The organism is Methylocaldum sp. (assembly GCF_035627495.1).
In the GTDB taxonomy this organism is placed as follows: Bacteria; Pseudomonadota; Gammaproteobacteria; order Methylococcales; family Methylococcaceae; genus Methylocaldum.
The window spans coordinates 24,573-36,731 of record NZ_DASPLO010000173.1 but is presented as its reverse complement, the minus strand read 5'-3'; the positions used below and the strand labels follow the sequence as shown (position 1 = coordinate 36,731).

General features: G+C 54.8%; 10 protein-coding genes. 7 read left to right on the top strand and 3 right to left on the bottom strand.

The genetic code is table 11. The features are described 5' to 3' along the window. Nucleotides 1-93: 93 nt before the first annotated feature. The 7 genes from VEB01_RS15550 to VEB01_RS15520 are packed head-to-tail and all read left to right on the top strand — an operon-like array spanning nt 94 to nt 10,037. On the top strand, nt 94-1,140 hold the full coding sequence (locus VEB01_RS15550) for a phytoene/squalene synthase family protein (RefSeq protein ID WP_324876998.1): 1,047 nt from the start codon (nt 94-96) through the stop codon (nt 1,138-1,140). Nucleotides 1,141-1,172: 32 nt separating this feature from the next. Then, entirely contained in the window at nt 1,173-3,140 is a 1,968-nt protein-coding gene (gene shc / locus VEB01_RS15545) for a squalene--hopene cyclase (RefSeq protein WP_324876996.1), read from the top strand. Further along, nucleotides 3,137-3,868 (top strand): phosphorylase family protein, encoded by a 732-nt coding sequence (locus tag VEB01_RS15540; RefSeq protein ID WP_324876994.1) that lies wholly within the window; start codon nt 3,137-3,139, stop codon nt 3,866-3,868. Before shc ends, VEB01_RS15540 begins: the two co-directional genes overlap by 4 nt. Before the next feature lie 20 nt (nt 3,869-3,888). Next, on the top strand, nt 3,889-6,516 hold the full coding sequence (locus VEB01_RS15535) for an MMPL family transporter (RefSeq protein ID WP_324876992.1): 2,628 nt from the start codon (nt 3,889-3,891) through the stop codon (nt 6,514-6,516). Nucleotides 6,517-6,568: 52 nt separating this feature from the next. Further along, complete coding sequence (locus VEB01_RS15530; RefSeq protein WP_324876990.1) at nt 6,569-7,957, top strand: aspartate aminotransferase family protein; 1,389 nt, start codon at nt 6,569-6,571, stop codon at nt 7,955-7,957. 29 nt (nt 7,958-7,986) lie between these two features. After that, entirely contained in the window at nt 7,987-8,376 is a 390-nt protein-coding gene (locus VEB01_RS15525; protein ID WP_324876988.1) for a copper resistance CopC family protein, read from the top strand. Between the two features lie 5 nt (nt 8,377-8,381). Continuing rightward, nucleotides 8,382-10,037, top strand: a complete 1,656-nt coding sequence (locus VEB01_RS15520; RefSeq protein ID WP_324876986.1) for a copper resistance D family protein — start codon at nt 8,382-8,384, stop codon at nt 10,035-10,037. Nucleotides 10,038-10,084: 47 nt separating this feature from the next. On the opposite strand, the gene VEB01_RS15515 is transcribed toward VEB01_RS15520, so the two are convergent. The 3 genes from VEB01_RS15515 to VEB01_RS15505 all read right to left on the bottom strand — a co-directional run bounded on the left by VEB01_RS15515 (nt 10,085) and on the right by VEB01_RS15505 (nt 12,094). After that, entirely contained in the window at nt 10,085-10,714 is a 630-nt protein-coding gene (locus VEB01_RS15515) for an HpnM family protein (RefSeq protein WP_324876984.1), read from the bottom strand. Nucleotides 10,715-11,017: 303 nt separating this feature from the next. Next, nucleotides 11,018-11,407, bottom strand: coding sequence for a DUF2802 domain-containing protein (locus VEB01_RS15510; RefSeq protein ID WP_324876982.1), 390 nt, complete (start codon nt 11,405-11,407; stop codon nt 11,018-11,020). Between the two features lie 210 nt (nt 11,408-11,617). Beyond that, nucleotides 11,618-12,094, bottom strand: a complete 477-nt coding sequence (locus tag VEB01_RS15505) for a chemotaxis protein CheW (protein ID WP_324876980.1) — start codon at nt 12,092-12,094, stop codon at nt 11,618-11,620. Nucleotides 12,095-12,159 lie beyond the last annotated feature (65 nt).

Here is a 12,159-nt window from a genome sequence, read left to right as displayed (position 1 = left end):
AACACCGCATCTAGAAACTGGTTGGAATTTTTGAACTTGAACGGAGCAACACTCGTCCGCACAAGCGGAAGCCTTTCTTTGGATTTAGACGTAATGAGCGACGACGCCCTGCAGTCCCACCTTCTGGAAGGCGTTTCCCGCACCTTCGCGCTCACCATTCCGCAACTGCCGCCAATCCTGGCCAAACCGGTCTCGAATGCCTACTTGTTGTGTCGCATAGTCGACACCATCGAGGATGAAACAGCGTTCACATCCGCGGAAAAGCGCAGGTTCTGTCAGCAATTCGTGCGGGTGGTCCAAAGCAGCGAGGCCGCTGACCTCCTAAGGGACGAACTCGGGCCGCGCCTTTCGGAAAGCACTAGTCCGGCCGAGCATGAGTTGATCCACTTAATTCCCAGGGTCATCACCATCACTCACAGCTTCGATCCGCCGCAACGGGAGGCACTGGCTTGCTGTGTCGAAATCATGGCGAAAGGCATGGCCGAATTCCAAGACCGTGATTTGCGATACGGTCTTTCAAGCATGGACGAAATGAGCGACTACTGCTATTACGTGGCCGGCGTGGTCGGAGAAATGCTCACGAAGCTGTTCTGCCACTACTCCCCCGAGATCGCAGCCCATCGCGACGAAATGATGAAGCTGGCCGTGTCGTTCGGCCAGGGCCTGCAAATGACCAACATTCTGAAGGACCTTTGGGATGATCATGCCCGCGGTGTTTGCTGGCTGCCACGCGAGATCTTCGACGAATGCGGATTTGATTTGCGCGAGCTTAAACCGGACCATAACAACCCCAAATTTTGCGAGGGGTTCAAGCAACTGATCGGAATCGCTCACGAACACCTTAGGAATGCGCTTACCTATACTCTTTATATACCTTCCCATGAGACGGGACTCAGAGAGTTCTGCCTGTGGGCATTGGGCATGGCGGTGCTAACCCTGCGAAAAATCAACAAAAATCTTTATTTCAGCGCCTCATCACAAGTCAAGATTACACGTCGGGCGGTGAAAGCGACCGTTCTCACCGGCCGCGTGCTGCGTTCGAGCAACATCCTGCTCAACGCCGCATTTTACCTGGCAGGATCCGGCTTGCCGCGCAGCGGCCGTCAGATTCTGCTCTCGGGAAATCGTACCGACACGTGAGAAGCTAACCACAAACAGGGAATCCCTTGCTCATGTTGAAAGAAGCGACCGCACTTTCCGCTCTCGATTCAGTGTTCGTCCGACCCTATAACGAATCGCCGCTGGATAATGCTATCCGGCGCGCCAAAGAGGAGTTGCTGGGACTGCAATACAAAGCCGGTTATTGGGTGTTCGAACTCGAAGCCGACTGCACCATCCCGGCCGAGTACATCCTGATGATGCACTACATGGACGAGATCGACGAGGCACTGCAAGCCAAGATTGCCAACTATCTGCGCGCTCATCAGCAAAAAGACGGCAGTTATCCGCTATTCCGCGGAGGCGTCGGCGACATTAGTTGCACCGTAAAAGCGTATTACGCCCAGAAATTGGCCGGAGACGACATCGACGCTCCGCATATGAAAAAAGCCAGAGAGTGGATTCTGGCCCAGGGTGGAGCTGCGCGCGCCAACGTCTTCACCCGAATCATGCTGGCCATGTTTGAACAGGTGCCATGGCGCGCCGTGCCTTTTATCCCGGTGGAAATCATGCTGCTGCCGCGCTGGTTTCCGTTCCACCTCGACAAGGTGTCTTACTGGTCGCGCACGGTGATGGTGCCTTTGTTTATCCTGTGCAGCTACAAAGTGAAAGCGCGCAACCCGAGGAAGATCAGCGTTCGCGAGCTATTCACCGTCGCTCCGGAAAAGGAAAAGGATTATTTCAGCCATGTAAAGACGCCCCTCGGAAAAAGCCTTCTGGCGCTGGAACGCGTCGGTCGCCTGATGGAACCCCTCATTCCCAAGGCAATGCGGCGAAACGCCACCGAAAAAGCTCGCGACTGGTTTATGGAGCGCTTGAACGGGGTAGACGGCCTGGGCGCCATCTTTCCCGCCATGGTTAACGCTTACGAGGCCATGGACTGCTTGGGAATCCCTCCCGAAGACGAGAACCGCCGGATAGCCAAGGAATCCATCGAACGTCTGCTCGTCGTCGGCGAAGATAGCGCCTATTGCCAACCATGCGTATCGCCTATTTGGGACACGGGGCTATCCAGCCTGGCGCTGCAGGAAGTCAACAAGTTTGAAAAAGATCCGCAGATCGACGACGCTTTAGCTCACGGGTTGCGCTGGCTGGCGAGCAAACAGCTTACGGACGAGCCCGGCGACTGGCGTATCAAGCGCCCGAATCTGGAAGGCGGCGGCTGGGCTTTCCAGTTCGACAACACCTATTACCCCGACGTGGACGACAGCGCCGTAGTCGCCCACGCCTTGGCTCAAGCCGAAACCTACGAGTTCGACGAACACATTCGGCGTGCCACCAACTGGATCGCCGGCATGCAATCGGAAAACGGCGGCTTTGGCGCGTTCGATGCCGACAACACGCACTATTATCTGAATCACATACCATTCGCGGACCACGGCGCCCTGCTGGATCCGCCTACCGCCGACGTGAGCGGACGCTGCGCAATGTTCTTGGGTAAGATGCTGGAGCAACGCCCGGATCTCAAACCGGTGCTGGATCGTACGATCGAATACCTCAGAAAGGAACAGGAAGCGGACGGCTCGTGGTTCGGACGCTGGGGCACCAATTACATCTACGGCACCTGGTCGGTGCTTGTAGGCTTCGAGACGGCCCGCATTCCCAAAACCGATCCCAGCATCAGAAAGGCGGTCGCTTGGCTCAAGAGCGTACAACGCCCGGACGGCGGCTGGGGTGAAGACAACTTCACCTATCATGACACGAGCCCGGAACACCGGGGCCGCTTTCACACCAGCACGGCCTTCCAGACCGGACTGGCATTACTCGCGCTTTTGGCCGCGGGCGAGGCGGATTCGCCGGAAGTCGAAGCCGGCGTGGATTACCTCGTAAGAACCCAAAATACCGATGGTTTCTGGAAAGACGATTGCTTCACCGCACCGGGATTCCCGAAGGTCTTTTATCTCAAATACCACGGTTACGATAAATTCTTTCCGCTCTGGGCGCTGGCGCGTTATCGCAACGAGCGCTACAGCACGGCGTGAAGTCCATTGGATTTGTAGTCGCGCTGCCGGCTGAGGCTCGCACGCTCGCCCGACAGCGCATCGGCTTCGGTTGCCAGCTGGAACTGCCGCAGGGGCATTGGTTAATGGTCTCGGGCGCCGGCCCGCATAACGCGCGAATCGCGGCATTCCGACTGATTGAACGCAAAATCGGAGCACTGGTAAGCTGGGGCTGCGCGGCCGCCCTCGATCACTCCTTAAATGCCGGCGATCTGGTATTGCCCGAACGGATCGTTACCCCAGATGGCACTGGGCATGCGGTCAGCCCCGGCTGGCGCGAAAGAGCTCACCATGCCCTCAAGCCAACACTGCGGATCACGTCGGGCCCTTTATGGGGAAGCCCCGAAATCGTAGCGAGCTCGGCAGAAAAACAAATGCTTCATTCCGCCAATGGCGCGGTTGCCGTCGATATGGAAAGCGCTGCCGTAGCATCGGTTGCGGAAGCCCGAGGCTTACCTTTCCTAGCGGTTCGAGCCATAGCCGATCCGGCATGCATGAGTCTTCCCCGATCCGTAACTGTCGCCGTAGATGAACGGGGCGACGTTAACCTTCCGAAACTCCTACGGCATGCATTGAGTCATCCTGCCGAATTCGTCGCGCTGGCCCGGCTCGGAAAAGCGTTTAACGCCGCCGCAAATACGCTTCGCCGAACAGTGCACCTCTTGGGGTCCGATTTCCTTCTTCCGCCGCCAGCCGCTGGCGGTTATTAACCCTCGCAACTAAGACACCGATGAGCAGAACCGCCGAGCATGTCCTTATTCGCTTCATCCACTGGTGGGAAGAAAATTTCCTGAACCGGCCATGGCTGGTCATCTTGCTGTTCTTAGTCGTCTGCGGGTTTACGCTCCAGTACACCATGGAGAACCTGAAGGTCAATACGAACACGGCGGACATGATTTCCACGGATCTGCCGTTCCAGCAGAATCGCATCAAGCTGGAAAAAGCATTTCCGCAAGATGTCAATACCATCATTCTCCTGGTCGAAGGCAAAACGCCGGAGGAAACCTCCGAAACGGTCAAACGCATCGGCGAGAAACTCAGACAGAATTCGACCGACATCAAATCGGTCCACATTCCGGACGAAGGCGAATTCTTTGCTCGAAACGGCTTGTTATATCTAAATTCGGAAGAGTTGGAGGATTTGTCCACCCAGCTTGCCAATGCCCAGCCTTTTATCGGCCATATTTCAGAGAACAACAGCCTCGGCGGTCTTTTCAATATCTTGGGCGAAGCGTTGAAGGCTTCCGAAGTGGGTTTCGAAATCGAGCTAAATCCTTTGCTGGAGAAGATTCGCGAGGCGGTTGTCGCCGCCAGCGAAGGCAAACCTTACAGGCTGTCCTGGCAGCAATTGATGCTCACCCGCGAAGAGGGCCTCGGGGTCACCAAGCGGTTTATTACCATCTCACCGGTCCTTAATTTTGACGAACTGCTGCCCGCCGAAAAAGCGGTCGGGGCCATCGACAAAGTTGTAGCGGATGTATTGCAAGGAGATCTTGCCGATGTGAGGGTCCGCAAGACCGGCGAGGTGGTGCTCGAGCATGAGGAAATGCAGACCATCGGCACCGGAGTTTCGATCGCCAGCGTCGCATCCCTCATTCTCGTTTGCGCCACCCTGTGGATCGCTTACCGCTCCCTCAAGCTGATGTTCGCCACCTTTGTTGCGTTGACCATGGGCTTGATTCTCTCCCTGGGGTTCGCTACCGTCGCCATCGGCCAGCTCAACCTGATCTCCATCGGGTTCGCAGTCCTGTTTATCGGCATGGGCGATGCGTATTCGTCCCATTTCTGTCTGCGTTATCGGGAATTGGTCCTACGCGGGTTATCCCAGCGGGATGCCCTGCGGGATACCCTAACGTCCACCGGCGCCTCACTCATTCTGTGCACCTTCACCGCGGCTATCGGTCTCTACGCCTATATCCCGACAAACTACTCGGGAGTTGCCGAACTCGGCATTATCGCCGGCACCAGCATGTTTATCGCACTGGCGACGACGTTCACGATACTGCCGGCGCTGATGAAAATCATGCCTTTGAAACCACGACAGCCGAGCAAAGAGAAGAAAGGCTCATCATTTCTGCTTTCCAACTGGCCAATCCGCTATGCGCCAGCGATCCGTGTGATCACCATCCTACTGGGCTTGATTTCCGCAGGTCTGCTCTGCGACGTAACCGTGGACTTCAACCCGATCAACCTGCGCGATCCCAATACGGAATCGGTCAAGACCTTTAAATATCTACTGCAATTCGAAGACACTTCACCCATGACGCTGGCCTCCTTGGTGCGGGGCGAAGCCGAGGTCAAAGCCAAGGAAGCCGAATTCGAAGCCTTGCCGACAGTTGACAAGGTGGTCAGTATCCTCGACTTCATTCCCGAGAATCAGGACGAAAAGCTCGCCATCATCAGCGATCTGTCGCTCATCATGGGCCCGCAACTCAGCAACTTCCCCCCACCCGCTCAAGGGGGCGTTGACCCCGAGGTAATCGAGAAATTCCATCAGGTCGTACAAGACCGTTCTGCGGCGGGCGAAAACGGCGCGATCAAAGCGTTGGACGAAGCCTTGACGCAGTTGCGCGACCGCCTTGAAACCGCCGACGAAAGCACGCGGCAAGCGGTACTCAGCAAGCTCCAGGACAGCATTTTAGGCCCGCTTCCGGCCACCATCGCCCATCTTCGCGAAAGCCTTCAGGCTCGTCCGATTTCCATGGAGACCATGCCTGACGACCTGAAAAGCCGCTGGATCAGCGCCGACGGACTGTACCGCCTGCAAATCTTCCCCAAGAAAGACTTGAACGATCTCGAGAATTTGCGAGAGTTCATTCTGGAAGCACAGAAAGTCGATAAAAATGTAACCGACGTACCGGTCACGTATCTCGAATCGATGAATGAAGTTATCGATGCCTTTCAGCAGGCGTTCGCGATCGCCTTTGCTGCCACCACAGTACTGTTGCTGCTAGTCTTAAGAAACCTAAAAGACACGCTATTGGTGCTGCTGCCGCTGCTGCTGGCATCCTTATTTACCGCCGCCTCGACGGTGCTGCTCGACATCCCGTTCAATTTCGCCAATATCATCGCCCTACCCTTGCTCTTCGGTCTCGGTGTCGACAGCGGCATTCACATGGCGCACCGTCTGCACTACTTGCATTCGAGCGGCGAAGACCTGCTCAGCACCAGCGAAGCGCAAGGGGTATTCTACGGCTCGCTGACCACCGTGTTCAGCTTCAGCAGCCTTGCCTTTACGACCCATCAAGGCACCGCCAGCATGGGCATGCTCCTGGCAATCGGCCTCATGCTTACCCTGGTCTGCGCCTTGGTCGTACTACCCGCCTTCAGTACGTTGAGGGTCTCCCACCGGCGTTGATCCATGTAAAATTCGAGCGTTTTTTTAGCCATAGATAATTCCCGAGGTTTTGATGTCCACCTACATTGCGGATTTGCTGGCCACCCATAGCGGCGAGAACTTCGAGCTACACGAAAATTATCTGAACACTCAGATGGTCCGGGTGCTCAAGGCCATCGGCTATGACCGCGTCTACACGAAAGCCCGTGGCCCGTATCTTTACGATGATCAGAACAACGAATACTTGGATCTCTTGAGCGGCTTCGGCGTATTCGCGCTTGGCCGCAATCATCCCGCGATCATCCAGGCGCTTCAGGACGTATTGCAAAGCGAACTGCCCGACATGGTGCAAATGGACGTGTCCCTGCTAAGCGGCCTGTTGGCGGAGCAAATTCTGAAGCGCTGCCCCGACAATCTCAGCAAGATGTTCTTTTGCAACTCGGGCGCGGAGGCGGTCGAAGCGGCGATCAAGTTCAGCCGCTATACCACCAAGCGGGAAAAGATCGTCTATTGCGAGCACGGATTCCACGGCCTCACCATGGGCGCGCTTTCTCTTAACGGCGAAAAGGTCTTCCGCGAGGGTTTCGGTCCTTTGTTGCCCGAATGCGTTGCCATACCCTTCAACGATATCAAGGCGTTGGATGAAGCTTTGCGTAACAAAGACGTTGCAGCCTTCATCGTCGAGCCGATTCAAGGTAAGGGCGTCAACCTGCCAAGCGACGATTATCTGCCTGAAGCGGCTCGCTTGTGCGCCCAATACGGAACCCTTTTTGTCGCGGACGAGATTCAAACCGGTATCGGCCGCACGGGTAAATTTTGGGCCATTGACCACTGGGGGGTGGAGCCCGACATGATTCTAATGGCTAAGGCCTTGTCGGGGGGATTCATCCCGGTGGGCGCCGTGGCGATGACCAAGAACGTCATGGACGCCGTATTCAATCGAATGGACCGAGCCGTGGTGCATGGTTCGACCTTCTCCAAGAATAATATGGCAATGGCGGCCGGGTTGGCCGGACTGAAGGTCATCGATGACGAAAAACTGGTGGAAAACGCCGCGCGTCTCGGAGATGAACTTCTGGCCGGAATACAAGGCTTGGTCGACAAGTACGAGCTGTTTCAGGAAGCCCGCGGCAAGGGACTGATGATCGCCCTTGAATTCGGCTCGCCCAAGAGCTTCTCGCTAAAGGCCGCCTGGAGCCTGCTGGAAACCGCCAACAAAGGGCTGTTCAGCCAAATGATCACCATCCCTTTGTTCAAGAACCATCGCATCTTGAGCCAAGTTGCCGGGCACGGCATGAACGTGGTGAAGTTTCTTCCCCCGCTGGTGATCGACGAAAAAGACACGCAGTGGATTCTCACTGCATTGGACGACGTTATTGCCGACTGCCACAAGGTTCCGGGAGCCATTTGGGACCTTGGAAAAAACCTTACCAGCCATGCCCTTAAATCCAAGGCTGGCTGAATCCACATCCACGACAAAAACCGCATACCATGCACCAATCAATCGCATTCCGCAGAAATAAACTTGTATTCCTGCTGTTTTTCATTTGCCTGTCCCTGGCTTACGGCGAACGACTATGGGCTCATGCCGTCGTTACCGAATCCTCCCTGGCCCAAAACCCGATTCAGCCAAATCACGCCACGACAGTCGTGCTTTTTTTCAATTCCAATGTGGAATTGCCGCTGTCACGAGTATTTCTCGTCAGTAAAGGCGATGTTTTTCATCCGGTACAAATCGAAAAAGGAAAAAAACCGGGCGAGATGCGTATTCACGTACCTTCCCTCGCGCCGGGCGAATATGCCCTGAAATACAAGGTATTCGCTGCGGATGGACACTTCACGGAAAATGTCATTCGTTTCCACGTCTCTGAGCCGCGGTGACCTCTATGTACATGCAAGGTTTAGCCAATTTTATCGATGATTTCCTCGGCGGGCTGATTTTGATCAGCTATGCCCTGGTTGTGGGAAGCATGCTATGGAGTGCTTTTATCCTTAAGGTATGGTCGTCCGAATCCGTCTCCCATGAGTCCGTGGTCCGCCGCGGCGTTGGCTTGTTGCGCGCCGGCGCCATTGCCTTGGCCGTCACCCAGGGCCTCAAATTGGTCATCAAGGCCGCGGTTTTGACTTCGGTTCTGGGCGAATTTCCGATTGAGGCTTATATAGGCACCGTTCAGTTTCAGGCCGGTTTAGTCCGTTTCCTGCTGTCCTTGGGACTGATCTTGATCGCCAGCCAGTTGCGTCAAACACCGGACAAACAATTTTCTTGGAATCTCGCCGCGATTTTAACCGTCCCCATGGTTATCAGCGGCGCGTGGCTGGTGCATGGCGTGGGCCGTTTCGAAGACAGGGAGCAGCTCATGACCATGACCGTGCTCCATCAGTTCGCGGCGGCCGTGTGGTTCGGCGGCGTTGCGCAACTCTTGTCGCTTTGGCATATGAGCCGGCGATCTCATGAGGCAAAAGCGCTATGGCCGATTGCCATCACCCGTTTCGCTTGGCTAGGCGTCAGCTCGGTCGGCATTCTCCTAATCACAGGGCTCCCGCTGGCTTGGACTTACATCGGCAGTTGGGACGGTCTTTTCGGCACCGGCTACGGCAGTCTGGTCGTCACTAAAGTCATCCTTCTAATCGTCGCTCTTGGCTTCGCCTATCTGAACCACCGGGCCGGCCGGCTGTGGTTGGGACAGCGGCAAACGTCCGGCATAGATCAGAAGGTTCCGCATTACATCGAGGCCGAGACCTTCATATTGGTAGGAGTGCTTTTCATTGCCGCTACCTTGTCGTCGCAGCCGCCTTCCGCGGACATCAAGGAACTGTCCGCGACCGTCTCGGAAGTAGCCGAGATGTTCGCCCCGCACGTCCCCCGTCTCACTTCGCCCACGCACGAACAACTGCTGGCCGGAGAACCCGGGCGCGTGGCGGTGGTTGACAAGATTCCGTCACCCGCGGCTACGGAATGGTCGGATTACAATCACAACGTGTCCGGCCTCTTCCTGACGTCCATGGGGCTGATCGCCATGCTTTCCTACAACAGGCGCTTACGGTGGGCCAGGTATTGGCCCCTGGGTTTCGTAGGATTGAGCATTTTTCTGTTCTTCCGTAGCGATGCCGAAACCTGGCCTCTAGGTCCTATCGGTTTCTGGGAAAGCACCTTCGGCAACGGTGAAGTGTTCCAGCACCGTATTGCCACGCTTCTGGCCTTCGCCTTGGGTGTAATGGAAATACGCGCTCGCACCAATCGAGAAGCTTACCGCTTGCGTTACCTGTTCCCAATGCTGTGCGCGTTCGGAGGCATTTTGCTGCTTACCCATGCTCATGCGGAGTTCGAATTGAAAAGCGAATACCTAATTCAGTCGACGCACACGGCGATGGGACTCCTCGCCGTGATCATGGCGAGCGGACGGTGGCTTGAACTCCGTTTGGCGGGAACCGACGAGAATTACGGCGGGTATTTGGAAGGAAAAATCGCCGGTTTTGTATCCATCATGGCGATGTTCCTGATTGGCAATGTATTACTGTTCTATCGCGAACCGTTGTTCTAAAGCCGAACAACATCTGTTGTAAAAAAGGGCGCCAGCGGCGCCCTTTTTTATCCGGAAGTGGAATTATTACTGGAATAATCGGCGATCTTCTGGGATAGCTTGTTCAGAAGACTATCAAATCCCTCGCGGTCAATAACGCTGGTATATTGCGCTTTCTTGAGCGCCAAATCGCTGATGCCGTCGACGATGATATTGATAATACGCCACTGCCCATTGAATTCATTCACGATGTATTCGAATTTAATGGGCTTTTCGTTAGGTGAAGTGAGAAAGTAGCGCAGCAACACACGATCGCTCTTCATATCTTGGGCGGAATCATATTTAAATTCCTCCCCCGAGTGGTCATTAAACTGAGCGGCGTAAGTGGCAATGCTCAGATCGGTCAACTTCTCTATAAATGCCGTTTTTTGCTGCCTGTCCAGCTTCTTCCAGTGATTACCGAGAGCAATCTGTGAAACAGCTTCAAACTCGAACACCTCCTTGACTACCGGTTCGAGTTTCTTATACCGCCCTTCATATCCTAATTGTTTAGCCTCCTTCATGACCTCAATTAGCGTGCTATTGAGCAGGTCTACGTTTTTTTTCGCTTCCGTGGCGGCATCCGCTGCAACTGACAACGGAGATAAAGCAATCAGAAATAATCCCAGGATAAACCGAAGAAACATTGTCTTACCCATAAGTCCGAAATCGAAATCGCCGCGACTATATCACAAAACTCCAAGCGGAACCCTACGCTTCGTTGTGATCCCGCTACGATTTTGCGCTAAAGCAACAAACCAGATCTTACGACCTTCGAATCAAGCTTTCCGGTATTCGATTCGGAAGCGCGGGAATTGTTCTCGACAAGGGACTCAATCGATCATATTTTGCCGGCCGAGCCGTATGCAAACTTCGATCTGCTAAAGCTCGGCGGTGAGATATGCAGTCCAAGAAGCCCACACAACGCCTGGAAAACAAAAGCTTACTTCGGCGAATCCGTATCAGCCCTGTCGCTGAGCATAGAGACGCGCCAGCAAGTTTGCCTCGGATAGGGAAAGACCCAGCTGGGATACCAGTTCCTGGGGATCGACGCCGTCCTTGAGCCTTTCGATTGCCGCACGATAAGGTTGATAGCCCGTCTCCTGCGAGGATAGCGACGCTACTCTCTCATCGCACTCTCGAAGCCGTTGCTCTTGATCTAGTACACGTCGATCTACCTGCACCGCGGCTGCTGACAACCCGATCAAATCGTTTTGCTGCTTAGCGAGCCGTGCGGCTAAAGACGAGTAATCGCGCCTAAGAATCAGGTAAGCCCACGTCAGAATGAGCATTCCCACCAACAACGCGACCATCAGCCCAACCAGAATAAAATACGGGGGATGCCAGTCCATCAGGCGTATTCATCGATATGGGGCGTTGAATCGCCATTTTCCGCCGGCCCTGTTTTTTTCTTTTCTTGCGAATTGGATTTTTGCTGTTTTCGGCTTTCGTCCCGCTTGACCTTGTCCACAGCCGGCAAAGGCCTCATGTGTTCGACAGGATGAATCTCAACCATAATCTACTTTTTAACCGTGAAAACAGCGAACTCAAAGTGGCAGAAATTAAAACAAATCGAGCTCGGCCTTGTCTTCGTCGCTTAAAAACCGATTCAAGTCGACCAGGATCAGTAGTTCACCGTTATGGCTCGTCACACCCTGGATATAGCGGGCACTTTCTTCGTTGCCCACGCTGGGAGCCGATTCGATTTCGGAGGCCCTGAGTTCAACGACCTCCGCAACGCTATCGACCAAAATGCCGATGACTTGGTCTTCCGCTTCGATAATCACGATCCGCGACGCGTCGTCCGGCTCTTTGGGAAACAGACCGAAGCGCTTACGGGTATCGATCACCGTGACCACATTTCCGCGCAAATTGATGATACCCACCACGTAATCCGGCGCCCCCGGAACCGGAGCAATCTCGGTAATGCGCAGTACCTCCTGCACCTGCATCACGTTAATTCCGTAGGTTTCTTCGCCCAAACGGAACGTGACCCACTGATTCACCGGATCGCTGCGTTTTTCCAACGCTTCGCTCATATTACCCTCTCGCTTATAGCATTATCATGAAGATCTTAAAGCCATTCCCCGGTGACGAACCCTCG

Bases quoted from the DNA above. Each gene is read 5' to 3' on its own strand.
- VEB01_RS15550 (WP_324876998.1), top strand. From the start codon at position 94: ATGAGCGACGACGCCCTGCAGTCCCACCTTCTGGAAGGCGTTTCCCGC.
- shc (WP_324876996.1), top strand. From the start codon at position 1,173: ATGTTGAAAGAAGCGACCGCACTTTCCGCTCTCGATTCAGTGTTCGTC.
- VEB01_RS15535 (WP_324876992.1), top strand. From the start codon at position 3,889: ATGAGCAGAACCGCCGAGCATGTCCTTATTCGCTTCATCCACTGGTGG.
- VEB01_RS15530 (WP_324876990.1), top strand. From the start codon at position 6,569: ATGTCCACCTACATTGCGGATTTGCTGGCCACCCATAGCGGCGAGAAC.
- VEB01_RS15525 (WP_324876988.1), top strand. From the start codon at position 7,987: ATGCACCAATCAATCGCATTCCGCAGAAATAAACTTGTATTCCTGCTG.
- VEB01_RS15520 (WP_324876986.1), top strand. From the start codon at position 8,382: ATGTACATGCAAGGTTTAGCCAATTTTATCGATGATTTCCTCGGCGGG.
- VEB01_RS15515 (WP_324876984.1), bottom strand. From the start codon at position 10,714: ATGGGTAAGACAATGTTTCTTCGGTTTATCCTGGGATTATTTCTGATT.
- VEB01_RS15510 (WP_324876982.1), bottom strand. From the start codon at position 11,407: ATGGACTGGCATCCCCCGTATTTTATTCTGGTTGGGCTGATGGTCGCG.
- VEB01_RS15505 (WP_324876980.1), bottom strand. From the start codon at position 12,094: ATGAGCGAAGCGTTGGAAAAACGCAGCGATCCGGTGAATCAGTGGGTC.